Source organism: Burkholderia sp. LAS2 (genome assembly GCF_018417615.1).
Classification (GTDB): Bacteria; Pseudomonadota; Gammaproteobacteria; order Burkholderiales; family Burkholderiaceae; genus Burkholderia; species Burkholderia sola.
Window position 1 is genome coordinate 40,582 of sequence record NZ_CP071053.1, and the last position, 20,777, is coordinate 61,358.

Genomic DNA, 20,777 nt, shown 5'->3' on the forward strand with positions numbered 1-20,777 from the left:
TTCGGCTGCTGAAGAATCGGCGCGCTTCGCGCACACTGGCGCCCCGACGCCCGCCGCCCTTTGTCATATCAATGACAAAACGTCTATACTTGGACGATTATTTGACCCGTGCGCCTCGACGCGTGGGCCTGCCTGGAGCGACATGAACGACTCTCCCGTTTTCGACACGCTTTGCGAACTGCTGACGACATCCGGCGCGCGTTTTCGCGTGCTCGAGCATCCGGCGGAAGGCAAATCCGACGCGATCGCCGCGCTGCGCGGCACCCGCCCCGAACAGGGCGCGAAGGCGATGCTCTGTACGTTCAAGGATGGCGGCGACGGCGCCGCGCTCGCGGTGATTCCCGGCCATCTGAAAATCGACTTTCGCAAGGTCGCCGATGCGGTCGGCCGGCGCAAGGCGACGCTCGCGTCGCCCGACGTCGCGGCCGCCGTCACGCGCTGCGTGATGGGCGCCGTACCGCCGTTCGTGTTCGATACGAACGTGGCGCTCGTCGTCGATCCCGCGCTGGTCGAGCGCAACGCCGAGATCGCGTTCAACGCGGGCCGCCTCGATCGCTCGGTCGTGCTCGACGCGACCGACTACGTCCGGATCGCGCGCCCGCTGCTGGCCGACATCACGCGGCCGGAAACGACGGACACCCCGACACACCAGGATCACGCATGAGTACAACCCGCAAACCGCTGCTGTCGGAGCAGGCATCGCTGATCGAACAGGTGCAGCGCATCGCCGAAGGACTCGGCGAGATGTTCGCGCCGTTCACCGAGGTCGTCGTGCACGACCTGCGCACGCCGGAGCACGCGATCCTCGCGATCCACAACAACCTGTCCGGACGCGCGGTCGGCGATCCCGCGACCGAACTCGGCCTCGCGCGCATCGCGGACGACGATTTCCCGCAGGTGCTCGCGAACTACCCGAACCGCTTCGCCGACGGCCGCACCGCGAAAAGCACGTCGATCGGCATCAAGGATTCGACCGGGCGCTATGTGGCCGCGCTGTGCCTGAATGCCGACGTCACGTTGTTCCGCGGCTTCCAGGGCATGCTGAACCAGTTCTGCCGCACGGACGGCGAAGCCGTCGTCGACACGCTCGACCCGGCCGGCGCGGACGCGATCCGGCAGCGCATCGACGCCTTCGCGACGCGCCTTGCGACGACGCCGCGCGAGTTGAAGACCGACCAGCGCCGCGAGCTGATGCAGACGCTGAAGGCCGACGGCTTCCTCGAGGTGCGCCGCGCGATGGAGATCGTGTCGCAGCATCTCGGCGTGTCTCGCGCCACCGTCTACAACGATGCGAAGTGACCCGGTGCGCCCCCGCATTCCAGTCGACTGACTTTTCAATCCTCCAGCAACCATGAACTCTCCCGCTCTCCCCACGTATGACGACGTCGCCGCCGCCGCGACCCGGCTCGAAGGCCACGCGCACCGCACGCCGGTGATGACGTCGCGGACGATCGACGACGCGCTCGGCGCGCAGGTGTTCTTCAAGTGCGAGAACCTGCAGCGCATGGGCGCCTTCAAGTTCCGCGGCGCGTTCAACGCGCTGTCGCGCTTCAACGCGGAACAGCGGCGCCACGGCGTCGTCGCGTTCTCGTCGGGCAACCATGCGCAGGCGATCGCGCTGTCGGCGCGCATGCTCGGCATTCCCGCGACGATCGTGATGCCGCAGGACGCGCCGGCCGCGAAGATGGCCGCGACGCGCGGCTACGGCGGCAACGTCGTGACCTACGATCGCTACACCGAGGATCGCGAGCAGATCGGGCGCGATCTCGCCGAGAAGCACGGGCTCACGCTGGTGCCGCCCTACGATCACCCGGACGTGATCGCCGGCCAGGGCACCGCGGCCAAGGAACTGTTCGACGAAGTCGGCCCGCTCGACGCGGTGTTCACGCCGCTCGGCGGCGGCGGGCTGCTGTCGGGCACCGCGCTCGCCACCCGTGCGCTGTCGCCGCACGCGAAGCTGTACGGCGTCGAGCCCGAAGCCGGCAACGATGCACAGCAATCGTTCCGGTCCGGCACGATCGTGCACATCGACACCCCGCGCACGATCGCCGACGGTGCGCAGACGCAGCACCTCGGCAACCTCACGTTCCCGATCCTGCGTCGCGACGTCGACGACATCCTCACCGCGACGGACGCGGAACTCGTCGACTGCATGCGCTTCTTCGCCACGCGTATGAAGCTCGTCGTCGAGCCGACCGGCTGCCTGTCGTTCGCCGCCGTGCGCCGAATGAAGGATGCGCTGCAGGGCAAGCGCGTCGGCGTGGTGATCAGCGGCGGCAACGTCGATCTCGAGAACTTCTGCGCGCTGGTGTCGGCACCGGCCTGAGCGTCGCGGCACGCATCGATAACGACACGCGCCGGCCGTCGGCCTTCGGAACGACGGCCGCCGGTTCCGGCGCGACCGGACGCGTTCGAATCCGGCCGTTTCTTCAGACCTGAAACACGGCCCGCGCCCCTCGAACGAAAGGATTCGGAAAGCCGCCGCCGGGCAATGACGTTTTTTCGCACCCGCGCGCGGCCGGACGATTGACGTCCCTGACCGCCCGCCATTACCCTTGCGCGCTGATGGTTCCCGGAGACGGGATCAAAAGGGAACGCAGCAGGGGCAACGCCCCGAATCTGCGGCTGCCCCCGCAACTGTGAGCGGCGAATCCGTGCCACCGCATGCCACTGGGAAACCGGGAAGGCCTGCACGGATGAGGACCCGCGAGCCAGGAGACCTGCCATCGACCCGAGGTCCACGCAGCCGCACCGGGCGGGGTGTCCCGATGCGCGCGGCACCGCCCCCGGCGGTCGCCCGTTGCATGGACGACCCGACCTCAGGATCCGTCAGATGTCCATCGTTCCCGAATCCGCTTCCCGACCCGAAGCGTCGCACCGACGCGCCGTCGGCATGCGCCACCTGCCCGCCCTCCGCCCGCGATCGCCGTACACGTCACACGCCTCGTCCCGCCGCCTCATGAACATTCGTCACCTGCTCGCCACGTCCGCCGCCACCGCGCTGCTTTCCCCGCTCGCCCACGCGGCCGGCGAAACGGCGCTCGCGCAGCCCGCCGCGCCCGCGCCCGGCGCGGACCTGCCGACGATCAGCGTGACCGACACGCGGCACCTGCCCGAATCGTTCGACCGACGCTATGCGTCGACCCAGGTGCTCACGCGCGAGGACCTCGACCGGCTGTCGCCCGCCGACCCGAGCATCACGCAGGCGCTCGCGACGCTGCCGGGCGTGACCGTCGCGCAGAACGGCGGGCCCGGCTCGTCCGCGTCGGTCAGCATCCGCGGCTCGTCGGCGAGTCAGGTCGCCGTGTTCATCGACGGCATCCGGATCGGCTCGCCGACCACCGGAATCGCGCCGTGGGCCGACCTGCCGACCGAAGCGTTCGAGCGCGTCGAGGTGATCTCCGGCCCGGCCGCCGCGTCGTTCGGCAACAACGCGATGGGCGGCGTCGTGCAACTCATCACGCGCCGCGCCGCCAACCAGCCGAACCGGACCACCGTGTCGGCCGGCGGCGGCTCGAACAAGACGTTCGACACGCAGTTCCGCACGTCGGGAACGGTGCCGTCGACCGGGCCGCTGGCCGCGCTCGGCGGCCTCACCTATTCGCTCGGGCTGCACGACTACAACACGGCCGGCATCGATGCGACGCGGCCGTTCTTCTACGGCCACGAAGACGGCCGCAATCCGTATCACGCGCAGGATCTCGACGCGCGGCTCGGCTATGCGCGCGACAACTGGTCGATCTCGACGTTCGCGCTGTATCACCGCTCCGATCTGTCCTACGACAACAGCGGCTACGCGAATCGCGAGCTCGACCACCAGTTGACGACGGGCGTTGCGTTCCATCTCGACATCACGCCCGATACGCAGTTCGACCAGTCGTTCGGCTATGCGAACGACCGCCAGTTCATCTACGCGGACGACCCGGCCCTCGCGACCGACCAGATCAATTCGCAGCGGATCAGCACGTCGACGTCGCTGACTCATCAGGAGCACGGATTCCACCTGTTCGGCCTGCCGTTGTCGGGCGAATCGAAGCTCGCGTACGACTTCACGCGCGAACAGGCGTTCCTGCCGGTCGACATTCCCGGCGGCGTGCCGACGCGCAACGATTCCGCGTTCTCGCTGCACCAATCGGCGACGCTCGGCAGCGTAACGATGTTCGTCGCCGGCCGTCACGAGATCATCGCCGGGCAAGCGGTGAACACCGGCAACGCCGCACTGTCGTGGGCGATCACGCCGGTCTACACGGCGCGCATGTCGTACGGCAACGCGTTCCGGCTGCCGACGTTCAACGACCTGTACTACCCCGGCTACGGCAACCCGAACCTCAGCCCGGAACGCAGCACGTCGGTCGAGGCCGCGCTCGACGCGAACACCGCGTACGGCACGTTCACCGCAGCGATCTACGACACGCGCGTCAACAACCTGATCGCGTACAACCCGGCGACGTTCTCGCCGATGAACATCGGCCGCTCGCATATTCGCGGCATCGACCTGTCGTACAAGGGCACGATCGGCCGCTCGACGCCGATCAGCGTCGCGGTCGGTATCCTGAATCCGCAGGACGAAACGAACCGGACGTGGCTGAGCCGCCGGCCGCGGCAAACGGTCAGCCTGAACGTCGATCACACGTGGGACGAACTGAAGCTGCATGCGCTGAGCACGGGCGCGTCGCTGCTGTACGGCGGCTCGACGTTCGACGATCCGGCCAACCGGCAGTATCTGGCGTCGTACCTGACGGTAAACCTGCGCGCGTCGTACCGGATCAATTCGCACCTGACGGTGTCGGCATCGCTGTCGAACCTGTTCGACCGGCAGTACATGACCGCGTACGGTTACAACACGCTCGGGCGTACCGCGTTCGGCAAGGTCAGTTATACGTTCTGACGGCCCCACGCATCGGCGCAACGCGCCACGCCGGCACGCGCATGAAATTGACATCGCGACGAAAGCTAATAGAATTAGGTTTTTGACTAATCTTCATAGCATTCGTCATGGCGCGTGCCGGCCTTACCGTGGACAAACTCGTCGAAGCCGGCGCGCAACTCGCCGATGAAGCCGGTTTCGAGCAGATCACCGGCGCGGCGCTCGCGCGGCATTTCGACGTGAAGCTGGCGAGCCTGTATTCCCATATCCCGAGCTTCGACGATCTCAAGAGCCGCATCGCGCTGTTCGCGCTGCAGGAACTAGCCGATCGCGCCGCCGACGCGCTGGCCGGCCGCACCGGCAAAGATGCGCTGGCCGCGCTCGCGAACGTCTATCGCGACTACGCACGGGCGCATCCGGGCCGCTTCGCCGCCGCGCGCCATCCGGTGAGCGCCGAGCGCGCCGCCGCGAGCGCGGGCGGGCAGCTCGTCAGGATGACGTCGGCGGTGCTGCGCAGCTACGACCTGCCGGATGCCGAGCACGCGCATGCGATCCGCCTGCTCGGCGGCTTCTTCATGGGCTACGTGACGCTCGAAAACGCCGGCGGCTTCTCGCACAGCGCACCGGATGCCGACGCGTCGTGGTCGCGCAGCCTCGATGCGCTCGACGCGACGCTGCGCCACTGGCCTTCGCCCGCATGACGCCCCGCACGGAACCCAAGCGATGAAAGACAAACCCGACGGCGTCGTGCTGCCGAGCCGTGTCGTTCCCTTCCCGACCTCGATCAGCGATGAAGCGCGCGCCGCGCTGCAACGCCTGACCGGCGACGACGGCGTGCCGCTGAACGCGCTGCACGCGATGCCGGCCGTCGACGACATCGACGCATGGATGCGCGTGAAGGTCAGCGCCGACGCGCATTACGCGACCGCTGTCGCGCAGTTCGCCGGCTCGTTGCGTTCGGGCGTCGAGACGATCCGGGTCGGCGCTGCGGACGTGCACGTCGCGACACCCGAAGCGGCGCTGTCCGGCGCATGCGCAATCATCGACCTGCACGGCGGTGCGCTGATCGTCGGCGGCGGCGCCGCGTGCCGTGCCGGCGCGCAAATGCAGGCCGACCGGCTCGGCATTCGATGCTACGGCGTCGACTACCGGATGCCGCCCGAGCATCCGTATCCCGCCGCGCTCGACGACTGCGTCGCGACCTATGCCTACGTGCTGAAGCACTACGCACCGGAAAACGTCGTCATCGGCGGCCGTTCGGCCGGCGGCAATCTCGCGGCCGCGATGGTGCTGCGCGCCCGCGACGAGGGCCTGCCGCTGCCGGCCGCGCTGGTGCTGCTGTCGCCGGAAGCCGACCTGACCGAATCCGGCGACAGCTTCGAAACCAACCGGCTCGTCGATGTCGTGCTGCCGGCGCCGCTGATGGCGAACAACCTGCTCTACGCGAACGGCGCCGATCTCGCCCATCCGTATCTGTCGCCGCTGTTCGGCGATTTCGCGGCCGGCTTCCCGCCGACCTTCATCCAGAGCGGCACGCGCGACCTGTTCCTGTCGAACGCCGTGCGGCTGCATCGCGCGTTGCGCCGCGCACAGGTGCCGACCGAACTGCACATATTCGAAGGGATGCCGCACGGCGGGTTCATGGGCGCGCCGGAGGATATCGAGCTGAGCCAGGAAATCGCGCGCTTCGTGCATGCGCACTTGCATTTGCACGCATCGAATTGAGCGAAGATGAACGGCAACGCACACAAGAACGACATCGGCATCGGCCCGGATCGCTGGATCGCCTGCGGCGATCTTGCCGGCGGCCACGCGCAGGCGATCGACGTCGATCCGCATCTGGCGGCCGTCATGCCGTTGATCGACGCGCTGGAGATCCACTGTGTCGCCGGATGCTGCGGCATCGATGCGCTCGGCCTCTGGCCGGACGACATCGCCGTTGCGCTCGACACATGGGAACCCGACGCATTGACACGGCTCGTCGACGATCTGCTGTCGGTTCGGCACGCGATCGAGGCGCTGCCGTCCGATATCGTCGTCAGCATGCGATCAACCAGTACTTCCGAAAAACGGTGATGCTCGAGCTGCTCGCCCATATCCGGACGACGGTCGACGCGATCCGCTCGACCCGCGCTGCCCCGCGCGCCTAGATCAAGCCACGTACGCCCGCGACCAGCTGGATCGCGCCGAATACCGCGACGACCGCTGCCGACATGCGCGACAGCCCGTGCATGAACGCGAACGACAGCTTCGCGCGCAGCGCGGCGGTCGCGCTGCTCAGGCACAGCCACCACGTGGCCGAGCCGACGAACACCCCGGCCACCATCCACGCGACGGTCGCCCACATCGCGCCTTCCCGCGCCCCCGGCAACGGGCCGAGCGCCGCGAAGATCCCGACGAACGACACGATCGTCATCGGGTTCGACAGCGTGAGTCCGAACGTCGTCAGGAAATCGCGCAGAACGGTCGTACGCGGCAACTCGCGCTGCCCCACCGGTGCGGCCGGCGGCTGGCGCGCGATGGTCCATGCGAGCCACACGAGAAACGCGCCGCCGCCGATCTTCAGGCCGACGGTCAGCATCGGGAACGCGGTGACGATGCCCGCGACGCCCAGCGCGCCGAGCAGCCCGTAAATCGCATCGGCGCACGCGGCACCGATGCCGGTCGCGAATCCGGCCCGGAAGCCGCGGCTCAGGCTGCGCTGAATGCACAGCATGCCGATCGGGCCGACCGGCACCGCGATCGACAGCCCCATCACGACGGATTTGATGAACAACATCGCCTGCTCCTTTCCCACATCCAGTGGCTCGAACAGGCATCGTAGGGAAAATCCGCGCCCCGCTGAATACGGTTTTTGAGGAAAAATGGCGGCTCTACCTTAAAAACTCCCGCCGCGATGGACGATCTGGACTGGAAGATACTGGCGCTGTTGCAGGACAACGGACGCCTCAGCTATACGGAGCTCGCGCGCCAGGTCCACCTGTCGGTGCCGGCCGTGACGGAACGCGTGAAGCGGCTCGAAGCAGCCGGCGTGGTCGAAGGCTACACCGCGCGGATCAATCCGTCCGCGGCCGGCTATCCGGTGAGCGCGCTGATCGGCATCACGGTGCAGCAACCGGCGAAAGCGAAGTTCCTCAAGCTGCTGGAGACGATTCCCGAAGTCGTCGAATGCCATCACGTGACGGGCGCGGATTCGTACGTGATGCGGTTGGTCGCCGTCAGCATGGCCCATCTCGAACAGCTGATCGAACGCATCAACCTGTACGGCGAAACGCGCACGTCGATCGTGATGTCGACGCCGCTGCCGGCGCGCGGGCTCGCGCGGCCGGCGTCGAAGCCCGGCGACACGCGCAGGTAGCGGGCCACGGTTTCGGGATTGTCCGATGGTCCCGGGCGGGACCCGTGAGCGCCGATGGCGGTCCTTCCCTGGTCATTCGGCCGGGTTCCCGTATGACGCGGTACGGGCCGGCTATTTTCCGGCCACGCCGCCGAGCAGGCCGCCCACCAGCGACGTCACTGGCGCGAGCGGATTGGAGAGACCGCCCAGCGACGAGCCGCCGCCGCTCGTACTGGTCGCGGAGCCGTTGTGCACGGTCGCCGGGATGCCGCCGACCACGCTCGTCACCAGACCGGCAATCGGCGCCGCGCCATTCGCGCCGCTCGGGTTCACGAGGCCGCCCGCATTGGTCACCGTGTTGCCGACCGCCCGGACGAGACTGCCGGCAGCGCCGACGATCGGCTGAGGCGACGTGGACGTCACCTGCCATCCGGCCGACGTGATCGCCCCGCCGACCTGTCCGAGCAGGCCCGCGACCGGCTGCCCGAGGCCGGTTGCGGTGCCGACCTGCTGCGTGAGTTGGCCCGCCGTCGTCACGACCGGCGTGATCGCGGTGCTGATCGCTTGCGTCGCCTGCTGGACCGGGCCCGACGACAGCGCCGAGCCGAGCATGGCGCCGCCCGACTTCAGGCCGCCGGCCACCGTGTCGAGCAGGCCGCCGACGGGCGTCGCGAACGGCGCGAGCGGCGACAGCGGGCCGGCGCCGAGCGCCTTCACCGTTTCGCTGAGGCCGTTGACCGGGTTGCCGGTCGAGCCGACGAGGGTGCCGAGGCCCGCGACCGTCCCGCCGACAGGGTTCGGCGTGAAGCCGATCTGGCCGATACCGTTGCTCACGGCATTCGTCGTATCGCGGATGATCGTGCCGACGCCGGTGACCGTGTCGGCCGGCCCGGCCGTCGCGGCCTTGCCGACCCCGGGCAACGTCACATCGCCGAGCGTCGCCCCTGCGGCCAGCACGACTGCGCCGGCGGAACTGATGATGCCGTTCGTGCCGGGTGTGCCGCTGGTTCCGCTGGTTCCGCTGGTTCCGCTGGTTCCGCTCGTTCCGCTAGTCCCACTAGTCCCGCTAGTCCCGCTAGTCCCGCTGGTTCCGCTCGTACTCGTCCCGATAGTGTTACCTGCCGGCGTCGGTGCCGTAACGTCCCCACCGCCGCAGCCCGCTAGTGCACACGCAGCGGCAACGGCGGCGAGTTCAACATTCGCCGTGATGAAGTGATCTTGCATGGAAGCCCCCGTTCGCTATTCAGCCGATCACTCCACCAAGCATCTACCGTGCCATTTCCATCGGCCTCCTTCACAGTTTCACAGTCGCCTTGCAATGGACGTCCACGCCGCGCGGCGGGGAAGCGCGCATCGGATGCGGATCGTGCTGCCCGGCTCAGCCCGGGCAGGCATTCCGATAACACTGACGTAACACCGGCCCTGCGTTACGTAGCACAAGAAGGGAAAAACCGACGGTGCCCACCCGTGCGCACGCCGGATCGTCGTCACGGTCGCTTCACCAGCTTCACGATCGTCAGTGTGCCGTTGACGTTTTCCACCCGAACCCGAACCTTGTCGCCTACATGCAGCGACGGGATCATCGCCGCGTCGCCGGCCCTGAATGCCATCGTCATCGGCGGCATCCCGATGTTGTCGAGCGCGCCATGCTTCAGCGTCACGCGCCTGCGCCCGGCGTCGATTTCCTTGACTTCGGCATCGGTCATTTTCGAATCCTGCGCCAACATGCTCGCATCGCCTGAATTCATGCCCGACATGTCGCCGCCCGCGAGCGCCGGCATTGCAATGACCGCCATCGCAAACGACATGGCGACAGTGTGAAAGCGGATCTTCATCGAGCGTCTCCCGTCGCACCCGGCGTGTTTCTGCCGCCAGCCGGTGCCGCGCATCACACGATCAACGTCACACCGGCCCACGCAATCAGCACGACACCCAGCACGCGGCCGATACGATCGCCGCCGGGCACGACCTTTTCCACGAACACGAACAGCGACAACGCGACGATCCACACGACATTCATTACGCCGCCGACGAACAGCAGCGCCATCAGCAACCAGCAGCAGCCCACGCAAACCACACCGTGCCGCGCGCCCAGCAGGAAACTGCCGGCAACGCCCGGACGCCAGTGCGCAACCAGGAACGCCGCCGGCGCACGGCATTGCCGCAGACACGCGCGTTTCAGCGGCGAGAATTGATAGAGCCCGGCCAGCGCCAGCACGATGGCGGAAAGGAGTGCGCTCTTCGACCACAGCATCATCGCGGAGATCAGCCCGGCCGGCTGCAGCAGCGCCTGAAGCAACGCCGCGCCGATCGAGAACGCGAGCCATGTCGTCAGATAGCCGGCCAGCAGCGCCACCGACGTGAACGCCGATCCCGCCGCTCCGTTGCCGTGCTGCCGCAGCACGCGCCGGTACAGCATCACGAGCGGCGCGGCGCCAGGCGTCATCATCGCGATCATCATCACCCACCACATCGCGATCACGGTCGGCAGAGACGGATCCATGCTGCCCATGCCATCCGCCAGCCGATGCGGAAACAGCGCGACGGTCGTCATCTCCCGTGCCGACATGCCGGTTCCCGCGCCGGTCCACAGGTAAAACCAGCACAGGCCGACGAGCGCGGCCATGCCGAGCAGCGTGACGGCGCGCTCGCGCGCGAGCCATGTATCGACCGGCGTCATGCCGCGACGCGATGCCGGATCAGCCCGTGGTTGTTCAGATGCAGCCGAGCGAATTGCGCATAGGTTCCGTCGAGATTCAGCTCGATGTTGCCCTGCGAGCGCCCCGTTCCCGAACCGATCTCGGCCAGCTCGTATTCGAAACCGTGCGGCAGGTCGATCCGCACACGGTGCTCGTCTCCCGTCACCGGATTGCGGATCGGTTCGCCGGCGGCATCGAACACACCGTCCACGTGAATCCGGCCCCGCCGCGCGTCGACATCAACGTCGAAATCGATCGTCGTGAAGATCGGATCGAACGCGTGCTCGAGCGTCGACGCATACACCGAGAACATCGTCGCGAATGGATCGGTATCCTGACCGGTCATGATTTTCAGCACGGCGTCGCGCTGCGCCGGACTCGCGCGCTCGTCGACGATCGGCTGGCACTTGCCTTTCCCTTCGTGAACCGCACCCGGCCATTGAAATACCACCGCGATCCTGACGCCGTCGAGCACCACGTCGCCGTAGTGGCCGCGGTCGATCGAAATCGCGCCCATCGCTTCGCAGCTGCCGTTGGTCGGCAACGCATTGAACTGGCAAGGGCAACCGTATGAGCAATTGCAACTGATCATTTCGGTGCCCTGAATCTCCCACGGCGTCATGGCTTCACCTCGCGCTCGGAAACGGACGAACGCTTCGAATCTAGTGCACGCGACCGGGGAAAGCAAAGCGATAACGACAGCATGAAAACCGCGGGTTTCGGCCTCACGTAAGACGTTTCGGGATGGGTTCGCGCGGTTGTGCCGGCAACCGTCCGGTCACCCCGTTCTCACACGAACAGCGACACGACGATTGCACACCACACCGCGCCCGCGCCGCACAGAAACACGCGTCGCGCGACGAACATTCGCGACTCGTCGTCGGGCATTTTCATCGGCGACGTCGCGAGAAACGGCACGCTGGCGAGGCACGCGAACCCGGCCAGCGCGGGAACGATCACGACGTAGTCGCCGAACCGCCAGGGCAATGCTTCGTGCCATCCCCAGTAGCCGAGAAACAGCATGCCGATCGAGAACATCGTCGCCGCGGCCGAGCTGAGCGCGACCACCGATCCTGCTGGAAATTGCACGGGAACCTCCCCTCGCGCAGCGCGCGATGCAACGCCTGTCGCCGGAGATCAGCATGATCTCGTCCGCCGGCAGCGGAATCAGCGTTCGTTTGGGGCGCGAATGCATCGAGCGCACCGTCTCCACTCGTCAGCGAATGCGCGTTGTCACGGATTGACGGATTCGATCCGGCCGAGCGGTATTTCGTGCCCGTTCAATCGGGCAGCACCTGCATGACGTGGCTAACCCGGTTTCTTCGTGCCCTGCGCAACGGAAATCCACCCGACCACCGCCGCGGCGACCCAGCAACAAGTGATCATCAGGTCCAGATCCATCCAGCCCTGGAAATTCGTGCTGTTTTCGAAGCTGCAGCGCTGATGGCCCCTGACCCACATGCAGCCGCTGATCAACTGCTGGACGTGCATGTAGATGCTGTACACGGCAACCGCCGACGCGATGACGGCGACCCGCAGGCTTAGGCTCTTTTTCATTGACGCTGAAGGCGTGGGATGGTCGTGGGATGGTCTCCCGACGATCTTAAGCCAATGGCGATGCGTGACGCAATCGATCCGGTGTCGACCGCTGGTGTACGCGGCATCGCGCATGCAGCCGGTCGCGCCGCACGGCGGAATCGTCGCAACGGTGTCGTCGCGCTCGATCGACCCGGTCGCGCTCAAGAACGTCGAGGAATTCGCTGAAGAACCGGCCGTGTGCTCGACGGCAAGTGCGCATCGGTATTCGTGGCAGTCGATGGGCTCCGCGACGCCCTGCCGCAGTACGCGGACAACAATGCCACTGGAACGGTTCGACGTGGCATGCAACCGGGTGAGGATCGACACAGACGTTGACGTGCTCGCGATTCCGAACGCCGCCGGCGATCTCGTCGGGCCGATCATTGGACGCGCCGACCCGCCTCGACCGCGATGCGCTACCGCCCGGCCATGCGGGCGCCCGCTCGTCGTTCCTGCTGTTCGTGACGCGCGCGGAACCGAAGTGCGGATGCCGGCATGCGACATTCCCGTCGAACAGGACCCGTCAGCGGCTCGCCGGCAGCCCGTAGGACATGAACGCCGACGTGCTGCTCAAGCTGCCGCGGGCGCGGGACGTGCCGGCCCGCGCATGCATGCGGGCATGACGTTTGCGTCGCCCGATGCCCTTGCCTGATGCTCACGCCTGCTGACATCACGCTGGCAGCAGGCCACGCTTAAGGTCACACGATCGCCTGCCGAGGAACGTCGCCATGGCCCATACCGGAGAACTCGCCGACCATGCCCTCGAACGCCGCGGCGTGACCCTGCTCACGCTGTGCCTCGCCGTGCTCGTCGCCCAGATCGACACGGCCGTCGTCAATCTCGCCACACGCGCGATCGGCGCCTATTTCCATGCCGGTGTCGGCGCATTGCAATGGGTGGTCGACAGCTACAACCTCACGTACGCGGTGCTGTTGCTGACCGGCGGACTGCTCGCCGACCTGTACGGCCGCCGCCGCGTCTTCCTGGCGGGCACGGCCGTCTTCACCATCGCGTCGCTGCTGTGCGCACTCGCGCCGTCGGTGTCGGTGCTGATCGCCGCACGCGCGCTGGCCGGCGTCGGCGCGGCGTTGTTGCTGCCGGCGTCGCTCGCGATCGTGCGGGTCGTGTGGCGCGACCCGGTGGAACGCGGCCGCGCGCTCGGCATCTGGGCCGCGTGCAACGGCGTGGCGATGGCGATCGGGCCGACGCTCGGCGGCGTGCTGATCCGGCACTTCGGCTGGCGCAGCATCTTTTTCGTCGTCGTGCCGCTGAGCATCGCCGCGATGCTGCTCGCGATCCCGGCCGTGCCCGAGTCGTCCGATCCGCACGGCCGGCATTTCGACGGCGCGGCGCAAGTCACGGGCGCACTCGCGCTCGGCGCGCTCGCGTATGCGGCGATCGTGTTCCGCGAGGCGCCGGTCGCATGTTCGATCGCCGGTTGCGTCGCGGTTGCGTCGTTCGTTGCGTTCGTCGCGATCGAGCGCCGCCACGGCGAATCCGCGCTGGTGCCGCTCGACATTTTCCGGATCAGCGCGTTTCGCGGCGCGATCGCGGCGACCACCGGCATGACGTTCGGGATGTATGGCGTGCTGTTCCTGCTGCCGCTGACGTGGCAGAGCACCGGCCGCCTCGATTCGACCGGCGCGGGCCTCGCATTGCTGCCGATGGCGCTCCTGTTCGTCGCCGTGTCGCCGTGCTCCGGGCGGTTGTCGGAGCGCGTCGGCACGCGGGCGGCGACGGCCGGCGGCGTCGCGGTGATCGCGAGCGGACTCGTCGCGATCGGCGCATCGGCCGGTTCGTCGAGTCTGCTCGGCGCGGAGATCGGGCTCGCATTGACGGGGCTCGGGATGGGGGTCGCGACGGGTCCTTTGATGACCGTCGCGGTGGGCGCGGTCGACGCCGCGCGCTCGGGCACCGCGAGCGCACTCGTCAACGTCGCACGCATGACCGGCGCGACGCTCGGGATCGCGGTGCTCGGCACGGCGTTCGCAGCCGCGCACGGCGGCGCGGCCAGCCTGCGCGTGGCGATGTTCGCCGGCGCGGTGGTTCAACTGACGGGCGCAATGGTATCGGCAGTCAGCGTGCAGCGGGCCGCATGACGCGTCAACTGCATGCTCGCCCTTCGCTCGACGATGCTTCCCGCCACACTTGCGCGTCCGGTGCTCGGCGCGTCTCTGCAGCAGCGCCGGCATCAGTTCCTCGATGTACTGCCACGCCAGCCCGCGCGTAAAGCCGCGGGCGAACGGCGTCGCAGCGTGCACGGTCGGTCGTCGGCCCGTGCGGTTTCAGCGATGCAGGCGACGTTTGTCGCATGCGATCCGAACGCGCGGCTCGTGACGATACCGAATGGCGGGCAGTAACCGATGCCGGAATGTTCGCTGTATTTCGCGATGGCGATCGAGGATTGCCTGCGGGACGCGGCCGCCTGAGCGAGGAACACGCGCGGCGCCGGCAAAGGCGGGAGAGGTAGAAGTAGCCGCCGCGGCGCGATGGCGCCGCTGGCGACCGACGAACGGCGCACCGTGCGCCGTTCATCCGGTTCGTCCGGCCACGGGGCCGGACAGTTGGCGATCGGTGCGCGTTGCTGCGCACCGGTCCTGGCCGCTTAGCGGCGCGGCTGCCCGCTTCGCGGCGGACGCGGGGAATTCGCGTCCTTGTGCCGGAAGTTGATGCGGCCCTTGGTGAGGTCGTACACCGACAGTTCCAGCGTCACGCGATCGCCCGCGAGAATGCGGATGTGGTTCTTGCGCATGCGGCCCGACGCGTACGCGCCGACCACGACGCCGTTTTCCAGCGTGACACGGTATTTGCTGTCCGGCAGCACTTCGTCGACGATTCCGTCCAGTTCCAGCAGTTCTTCTTTTGCCAAACCAATTCCTCCAGACAAGGTGATTGACCGCGGCCGCGGCAACTGCCCGGCGCCGCTCCCGCAAACGGGACGGCGGCCGGCAGGCAGCCGGGATCGGTTCGTTCAGACGGGCCTCGGGCCTGTCTTGCGATCGGAGCCCGGCGCGTTGCGACGTTCGGGCGGTCGGTGGCTGCGGCGCCAGCAGCGCCGCGCAAGTCGGGACCGCGCCAGCTACGGCATGGCGGCGGTCTGCTCGGGTTGATGCGTTGAAGCGGTGATGCGCTCGCGAAACGACGTGCGCTTCGCGAGGGCGTTGCGTCGCATGCGGTTCACGCATGCGATGAGGGAGGCGTCACGACCGATGCATCGTGAATGTCGCGATGCATCGGTCGTGCGCATCGGAACGCACAGGCCGCCGTCATGCGGCGCCCGCGCGATACTCCATTCGGCATCGGCCGCCGCTTGGCGACCGCTGCCGATGCGGCTTACTGCGGCGTGATGTTCGACGCTTGCAGACCCTTCGGGCCGCGCTTCACTTCGAAGCTGACCTTCTGGCCTTCGGCCAGGGTCTTGAAGCCCGTGCCGCGAATTTCGGAGAAATGGGCGAACAGATCGTCGCCGCCGTTGTCCGGGGAAATGAAACCAAAGCCCTTGGTTTCGTTGAACCACTTGACGGTACCGGTATCCACAAATACTTCCTTAATACAAATAATTGAACATGCGCCCGCGACGGGCACAGAAAGAATCAAAGAGGGAGAGACCAACGACTGCCGCACGGTGTACGGCCAATGATGAGCAATCGGACTTCTTGATGACTTCGGTCTCGGACACTACGCGGTACCGGACGTTTCGTCAAGTTATTTTGATGCGGCGCACAAGCACGAGCGCTTCGGACGCGTTCCATGACGGAGGTTTTGAGTCGACACAGCCCGTTTGAATGCATCCCTCGTTCTTTGCTGACCGCCCGCTTTTACTGCGGCTCCGATTCGTGTCACCACCACAAACCCAGCATGTCGGTCTACAGCGCCATGGTGCCCGGCGCGAACAGCGAATGCGTCGCACGCGGCATCGAGCCCGCCCCCGGCGCTAGTCGAACGGATTCAACAACCGAACGCCGGTGCGAGCGAAATCGTCGACGTTACGCGTGACGACCGTCAGATCATTGATCAGTGCGGTGGCCGCGATCAGCTTGTCGAGTTCGTGCGTCGGATCGGGCACGCGCAAATGCCCCCACATCTGGCTGATCTCGATATCGACCGGTAGGATGTTCGGCGCATAGCCGGACACGATCATCGCCATCCAGGCCTCGAGCGCCGACGCCTGCGGGTGATCGCCGCGATGACGGATCAGGTCGACGCCGCGCCGCAGCTCGGCCACCGTCACGACGGACAGGTAAAGCGGGCTCGCTTCGGCTTCGGCCTGCCTGAAGAACGCCCGCACGCCGCGGTTGGTTCGCCTGCCCTTCCTGATTTCGCTGATGACGTTCGTATCAATCAAAAACACGCGTGACCTCGCCTGAATCCTGAACACGTTGGAAATCCGCGTCTTCGCCCACCTCCGGCATGCTCATCAGCACTTGCGCGAATGTGCGCCGCTTCGGTCGGCCGAGCGCTTCGGCCAGAATGGCTCGATGTTCGGCCTCGGCGCTCCTGCCATTAGCCGCGGCCTGCTCGCGCAGGCTTTGAACGATAGTGTCATCCACGTTACGCACCAGAAGATTTGCCATGAGTACCTCCATCCAGATTTGCTATCAATGATAGCACCATGAAGGTAAATTGCAAGCATTGCTATCACCTTCAGGACCGGACGGATCCCGGGTCGGCGTAGACCAGCGGCAACGGACGGCAGGAATCCGCCCTTCTTCCGCCGCTGGCCCGACGCATCGAACTGCTGTCGCTCAAGGTAAGCCCGCGCCGGACGACGGGGAAGCCGGCCGAATGGCCAGTCGCGTGCCATTGACGACGACGAATGTCCGACCGGCGAGGAACAGGATTTGCGAGGCGAGCCCCGCAGGCGACCAGCACGACGAGTACGCGCCCGCATCGATTCGCCCTGAAACATCGTGTTGCACAACGGGCCGCCACATCGCCCGCGACGCTCGCAATCGTTTGATACCATCGGATCACAAGACCGGTGATCGAAAGCCGTGCGAAGCGCGCAGAAGACCTTGCATCGACGCGGACCATCCGACCATCCGTGCCTGACATCCCGATCCAAGACACGAGACGCTCTTCAGTGGACTTTGTTACGCCCTCTCTGGAAACCCTGTTCTCCCCGACACCCGACAAACTCTACTTCCCGGCATGCGTTGCGGCCGTGGCGATCATCGCGTGGCTCGTCGCGCGACACGTGCCGTTCTACCGGTCGGCCGTCGACAAGTCGCTGTCGATGCGCTATCGCAATCTCGACGGTTTCCGCGGCCTGCTGGCCGTCTCCGTGGTCTTCCATCATTTCGCGTGCAACCAGGCGTTGCTGTCGACCGGCGTCTGGGGTGCCGGCACCGATTTCCTGCGCAATCTCGGCACGATTCCCGTCGCGATGTTCTTCATGGTCACCGGGCTATTGTTCTGGGAACGCGCATGCCGAGGCGCGCTCGACGTGCGGACCTTCTTCGTCGGACGCGTGCGACGCGTCGCGCCGCTCTATCTGTTTTACGCGGCCGTCATCGTCGTCTGCACGCTTTACTGGTTTCCCCGCAACGCCGTCGGCGCACCGACGCAGTTGCTGGCCGACCTGCTCAAGACCGTTTCGCTCGGCTGGTTCGGCGCGTTCCCGATCAACGGAGCGGAGCGGACGCCGTATCTGAGCGGCGTCTGGTGGACGCTCGCCTACGAATGGCGGTTCTACGTCGCCGTTCCGTTTCTCGCCTGGTTCGTCGCCACACGTGCGTGGCGCAAGCTGCTCGCGCTCGCGATCGTCACGGCGTGCGCGGCGCTGTTCGGGCCGCCCGGCGGCATGGCGCTGCTGTTCGCGCTCGGCGCGGTGGCCTACGAGGTGTCGCGGCACCCCGCGATCCGCGCACGGCTCGCGACGAAACCGGCGGCAACCGTCGCGGTGCTGATCCTCGCGATGTCGCCGTCCCCGGCCGAACGCTATTCGATCGAAGGCGCGCTGCCGCTGCTCCCGGTGTTTCTCTGCATCGCCAGCGGGAACACGTTCTACGGCCTGCTCGACACCCGGCCGCTCGCGCTGCTCGGCACCGCCAGTTTCAGTATCTACATGATCCACATGGTGATCGTGTACATGATCATTCATGCGTTCAACAAGTTCGTTTTCCCGATCAATTCGGCTGGCGATTCCGGCATCTGGGCGCTCGCGCTCGCATGCGCGCTGGTTGCCGTCCTGTGTTCGCTGCTGACTTACCGCTATGTCGAGCATCCGTTCATCGCCAAGCGCCACGACGCACGCGCGGCACGCCGCGCGACCGCGCAAACGCGCCTGCGCCACGTCGAGCAGCGTCCCGCCGACGACGAACATGCCCTCGATGCGGTCGGCGAGACCGCTTCCCGATGACCGGCGGAATCGGTACCATCGAGCGCTTGAGGCCCGGCGGCCGCCGCGCGACCCCGCGCCGGCGCCCGTCTTCCGTACCACCGATTTCACCATGTCCCGCGAACCCACACATTCCGCGCTGCTCTGGATCGTCGCCGCGGCGTTCTTCATGCAGTCGCTCGATACGACGATCGTCAACACCGCACTACCGTCGATCGCCCAAAGCCTGCATGCGTCGCCGCTCGCGATGCAGCCCGTCGTGGTCGTCTACACGCTGACGATGGCGATGCTCACGCCGGCCTCCGGCTGGCTCGCCGACCGGTTCGGCACGCGCCGCGTGTTCTCGGTCGCGATCCTCGTGTTCGTGGTCGCGTCGATCGGCTGCGCGGCGTCGCACACGCTCGGCCAGCTCGTCGTCGCGCGCGCCGTGCAGGGCATCGGCGGCTCGATGCTGCTGCCGATCGGGCGGCTCGCCGTGCTGCGCCGCGTGCCGGGCGAGCAGTACGTCGCGGCGATCGCGTTCGTGTCGATCGCCGGCCAACTCGGCCCGATCGTCGGGCCGACGCTCGGCGGCTGGCTCACGCAGGCGATTTCGTGGCACTGGGTGTTCATCGTCAACGTGCCGGTCGGCGTGATCGGCTTCATCGCGGTGCAACGCTACCTGCCGCACGACCAGGCGACGCAGCCGCCGCCGTTCGACTTCGTCGGCTGTGCGCTGCTGTCGGCCGCGATGATCGCGCTGTCGCTCGCGATCGACCCGCCGATGTCCGCGCACCGCACCGCGTGGGCGACCGGGCTCGCCGGGCTCGGGCTGGCGAGCGCGCTGGCGTACCTGCCCCACGCGCGGCGCCGCACTCAGCCGCTGTTCCGGCTGGGGCTGTTCCGCGAGCCGAACTTCGGCTCGGGGCTGCTCGGCAACCTGCTGTGCCGGATCGGCACGAGTTCGGTGCCGTTCCTGCTGCCGCTGCTGATGCAGGTGCAGCTCGGCTATACGCCGCTGCAATCCGGGCTGATGATGCTGCCGGCCGCGATCGCGGGCGTCGTCGCGAAACGCTGGATCGCGCCGCTCGTGAAGCGCTTCGGCTATGCGGCGTTTCTGGTCGTGAATACGGGGATCGTCGGCTTCGCGATCGCCGGGTTCGCGCTGGTGTCGGCGCGGCCCGCGCCTGTTCTGGAAGGCGTGCTGCTGATGGTGTTCGGCGCGGCGAATTCGATGCAGTTCGCCGCGATGAACGGCGTGACGCTCAAGGGGCTGTCGCATGCCGATGCCGGCAGCGGCAACAGCCTGTTCACGATGATGCAGATGCTCGCGATGGGGCTGGGCGTGTCGATCGGCGGCGGGCTCGTCAACCTGTTCGCTGCCTATCGGGGCTCGATGGCGCACGGGTTCATGCTGTCGTTCGCGTGCATGGGCGCGGTGACGCTGCTGTCGTCGGTCGTGTTCCGGCGGATCGATACGGCCGCGCCGCCGGCCGGTGCGGCGGCGCGCCCTTCCGCGTGATCGCGGCCGTCAGTTCACCTGGCTGCGCTCGACGACGCGCTTGAGCACCCAGCGGATCGACGAACCGTCGGCCGGCGGCCGCGCGACGCGGTATTCGTCGACTTCGAGCGTGTACAGGTAGCCGGGCTGGTACGCGAACCCTTCGATTCCCGCATACCACAGGCTCCACGGCTCGCTCGGGCTGCTGCGCACCTGCAGGCACTCCATCGGCGCGACGCCCGTGCAGCGCGCGGACTGCGGCGCGACATAGACCGTCTTCGTCACGGGCGTGCCGTCGGCCGGGCGCGCCGCGCTCGGCGCGATGGCAGCGGCGTCGGTCTGGCATCCGGCGACGAGCGTGCTGCCGGCAATGACGGCCGCGCCGAGCAGCGTTCGAATCTTGTGAATCATCTGGTATGCCTCTGCGAGCGTTGGAGGGCCAATTAGACGAACCGCCCGGTGAGAAGGTTCACAAA

The 20,777-nt window shown here is 67.1% G+C and carries 25 protein-coding genes and 1 riboswitch; of the genes, 13 read left to right on the plus strand and 12 right to left on the minus strand.

Annotated elements, in window-relative coordinates; all coding sequences use genetic code 11:
* Window positions 1-142: 142 nt before the first annotated feature.
* From JYG37_RS20565 to JYG37_RS20595, 7 genes are all read left to right on the plus strand, one after another.
* Window positions 143-664, plus strand: coding sequence for a YbaK/prolyl-tRNA synthetase associated domain-containing protein (locus JYG37_RS20565; RefSeq protein ID WP_050014092.1), 522 nt, complete (start codon window positions 143-145; stop codon window positions 662-664).
* Window positions 661-1,299, plus strand: a complete 639-nt coding sequence (locus tag JYG37_RS20570; protein WP_050014093.1) for a helix-turn-helix transcriptional regulator — start codon at window positions 661-663, stop codon at window positions 1,297-1,299. The genes JYG37_RS20565 and JYG37_RS20570 overlap by 4 nt, the downstream gene beginning before the upstream one ends.
* A gap of 52 nt (window positions 1,300-1,351) precedes the next feature.
* Window positions 1,352-2,326, plus strand: coding sequence for a threo-3-hydroxy-L-aspartate ammonia-lyase (locus JYG37_RS20575; protein WP_050014094.1), 975 nt, complete (start codon window positions 1,352-1,354; stop codon window positions 2,324-2,326).
* Window positions 2,327-2,549: 223 nt separating this feature from the next.
* Window positions 2,550-2,742, plus strand: a riboswitch (cobalamin riboswitch).
* A 217-nt stretch (window positions 2,743-2,959) separates the two neighbouring features.
* Window positions 2,960-4,888, plus strand: coding sequence for a TonB-dependent receptor domain-containing protein (locus JYG37_RS20580; protein WP_124630221.1), 1,929 nt, complete (start codon window positions 2,960-2,962; stop codon window positions 4,886-4,888).
* A gap of 128 nt (window positions 4,889-5,016) precedes the next feature.
* Complete coding sequence (locus JYG37_RS20585) at window positions 5,017-5,568, plus strand: TetR/AcrR family transcriptional regulator (RefSeq protein WP_249746062.1); 552 nt, start codon at window positions 5,017-5,019, stop codon at window positions 5,566-5,568.
* A 22-nt stretch (window positions 5,569-5,590) separates the two neighbouring features.
* The gene (locus tag JYG37_RS20590) at window positions 5,591-6,592 is read left to right on the plus strand and encodes an alpha/beta hydrolase (RefSeq protein WP_213346305.1); all 1,002 of its coding nucleotides are present in this window, start codon (window positions 5,591-5,593) and stop codon (window positions 6,590-6,592) included.
* A 6-nt stretch (window positions 6,593-6,598) separates the two neighbouring features.
* Window positions 6,599-6,943: a DUF6331 family protein gene (locus tag JYG37_RS20595; protein ID WP_249746063.1), complete on the plus strand. Its 345-nt coding sequence runs from the start codon at window positions 6,599-6,601 to the stop codon at window positions 6,941-6,943.
* 70 nt (window positions 6,944-7,013) lie between these two features.
* On the opposite strand, the gene JYG37_RS20600 is transcribed toward JYG37_RS20595, so the two are convergent.
* Window positions 7,014-7,646, minus strand: a complete 633-nt coding sequence (locus tag JYG37_RS20600; RefSeq protein WP_050014098.1) for a LysE family translocator — start codon at window positions 7,644-7,646, stop codon at window positions 7,014-7,016.
* A 117-nt stretch (window positions 7,647-7,763) separates the two neighbouring features.
* Between JYG37_RS20600 and JYG37_RS20605 the strand changes: the two genes are divergently transcribed.
* Window positions 7,764-8,225, plus strand: a complete 462-nt coding sequence (locus tag JYG37_RS20605; protein WP_050014099.1) for an Lrp/AsnC family transcriptional regulator — start codon at window positions 7,764-7,766, stop codon at window positions 8,223-8,225.
* A 111-nt stretch (window positions 8,226-8,336) separates the two neighbouring features.
* Here JYG37_RS20605 and JYG37_RS20610 read toward each other — a convergent pair whose 3' ends face one another.
* The 5 genes from JYG37_RS20610 to JYG37_RS20630 all read right to left on the minus strand — a co-directional run bounded on the left by JYG37_RS20610 (window position 8,337) and on the right by JYG37_RS20630 (window position 11,992).
* Window positions 8,337-9,428, minus strand: a complete 1,092-nt coding sequence (locus tag JYG37_RS20610; RefSeq protein ID WP_213346306.1) for a collagen-like triple helix repeat-containing protein — start codon at window positions 9,426-9,428, stop codon at window positions 8,337-8,339.
* Window positions 9,429-9,691: 263 nt separating this feature from the next.
* Entirely contained in the window at window positions 9,692-10,039 is a 348-nt protein-coding gene (locus JYG37_RS20615) for a copper-binding protein (protein ID WP_050014173.1), read from the minus strand.
* Between the two features lie 53 nt (window positions 10,040-10,092).
* On the minus strand, window positions 10,093-10,884 hold the full coding sequence (locus JYG37_RS20620) for a DUF2182 domain-containing protein (RefSeq protein WP_050014101.1): 792 nt from the start codon (window positions 10,882-10,884) through the stop codon (window positions 10,093-10,095).
* Complete coding sequence (locus JYG37_RS20625; protein WP_050014102.1) at window positions 10,881-11,525, minus strand: DUF1326 domain-containing protein; 645 nt, start codon at window positions 11,523-11,525, stop codon at window positions 10,881-10,883. The genes JYG37_RS20620 and JYG37_RS20625 overlap by 4 nt, the downstream gene beginning before the upstream one ends.
* 167 nt (window positions 11,526-11,692) lie before the next feature.
* The gene (locus tag JYG37_RS20630; protein WP_124630217.1) at window positions 11,693-11,992 is read right to left on the minus strand and encodes a hypothetical protein; all 300 of its coding nucleotides are present in this window, start codon (window positions 11,990-11,992) and stop codon (window positions 11,693-11,695) included.
* A gap of 26 nt (window positions 11,993-12,018) precedes the next feature.
* Here JYG37_RS20630 and JYG37_RS35015 point away from each other — a divergent pair, with 26 nt between their 5' ends.
* Window positions 12,019-12,147 (plus strand): hypothetical protein, encoded by a 129-nt coding sequence (locus JYG37_RS35015; protein ID WP_256975775.1) that lies wholly within the window; start codon window positions 12,019-12,021, stop codon window positions 12,145-12,147.
* Window positions 12,148-12,211: 64 nt separating this feature from the next.
* On the opposite strand, the gene JYG37_RS20635 is transcribed toward JYG37_RS35015, so the two are convergent.
* Window positions 12,212-12,460, minus strand: a complete 249-nt coding sequence (locus JYG37_RS20635; RefSeq protein WP_050014104.1) for a hypothetical protein — start codon at window positions 12,458-12,460, stop codon at window positions 12,212-12,214.
* A gap of 749 nt (window positions 12,461-13,209) precedes the next feature.
* On the opposite strand from JYG37_RS20635, the gene JYG37_RS20640 reads away from it, so the two are divergent.
* Together JYG37_RS20640 and JYG37_RS20645 are read left to right on the plus strand one after the other, a co-directional pair.
* Window positions 13,210-14,580 (plus strand): MFS transporter, encoded by a 1,371-nt coding sequence (locus JYG37_RS20640; protein ID WP_124630216.1) that lies wholly within the window; start codon window positions 13,210-13,212, stop codon window positions 14,578-14,580.
* 12 nt (window positions 14,581-14,592) lie between these two features.
* Window positions 14,593-14,841: a hypothetical protein gene (locus JYG37_RS20645; protein WP_213346307.1), complete on the plus strand. Its 249-nt coding sequence runs from the start codon at window positions 14,593-14,595 to the stop codon at window positions 14,839-14,841.
* 245 nt (window positions 14,842-15,086) lie between these two features.
* Here the strand turns inward: JYG37_RS20645 and infA are convergent, their stop codons facing one another.
* The 4 genes from infA to JYG37_RS20665 form a co-directional block, all read right to left on the minus strand.
* Window positions 15,087-15,350, minus strand: coding sequence for a translation initiation factor IF-1 (gene infA, locus JYG37_RS20650; RefSeq protein ID WP_006483034.1), 264 nt, complete (start codon window positions 15,348-15,350; stop codon window positions 15,087-15,089).
* A 464-nt stretch (window positions 15,351-15,814) separates the two neighbouring features.
* On the minus strand, window positions 15,815-16,018 hold the full coding sequence (locus JYG37_RS20655) for a cold-shock protein (protein WP_006483056.1): 204 nt from the start codon (window positions 16,016-16,018) through the stop codon (window positions 15,815-15,817).
* Window positions 16,019-16,415: 397 nt separating this feature from the next.
* Window positions 16,416-16,832, minus strand: a complete 417-nt coding sequence (locus tag JYG37_RS20660) for a type II toxin-antitoxin system VapC family toxin (protein WP_235356229.1) — start codon at window positions 16,830-16,832, stop codon at window positions 16,416-16,418.
* A complete protein-coding gene (locus tag JYG37_RS20665) occupies window positions 16,819-17,055 on the minus strand; it encodes a FitA-like ribbon-helix-helix domain-containing protein (protein ID WP_050014174.1) in 237 nt (78 codons plus the stop codon). Before JYG37_RS20665 ends, JYG37_RS20660 begins: the two co-directional genes overlap by 14 nt.
* A gap of 509 nt (window positions 17,056-17,564) precedes the next feature.
* Between JYG37_RS20665 and JYG37_RS20670 the strand changes: the two genes are divergently transcribed.
* Both JYG37_RS20670 and JYG37_RS20675 read left to right on the plus strand, forming a co-directional pair.
* On the plus strand, window positions 17,565-18,842 hold the full coding sequence (locus tag JYG37_RS20670; protein WP_244137957.1) for an acyltransferase family protein: 1,278 nt from the start codon (window positions 17,565-17,567) through the stop codon (window positions 18,840-18,842).
* A 91-nt stretch (window positions 18,843-18,933) separates the two neighbouring features.
* Window positions 18,934-20,322, plus strand: a complete 1,389-nt coding sequence (locus JYG37_RS20675) for a DHA2 family efflux MFS transporter permease subunit (RefSeq protein WP_124639833.1) — start codon at window positions 18,934-18,936, stop codon at window positions 20,320-20,322.
* 9 nt (window positions 20,323-20,331) lie between these two features.
* Here the strand turns inward: JYG37_RS20675 and JYG37_RS20680 are convergent, their stop codons facing one another.
* Complete coding sequence (locus JYG37_RS20680; protein ID WP_089489398.1) at window positions 20,332-20,712, minus strand: DUF4377 domain-containing protein; 381 nt, start codon at window positions 20,710-20,712, stop codon at window positions 20,332-20,334.
* Window positions 20,713-20,777 lie beyond the last annotated feature (65 nt).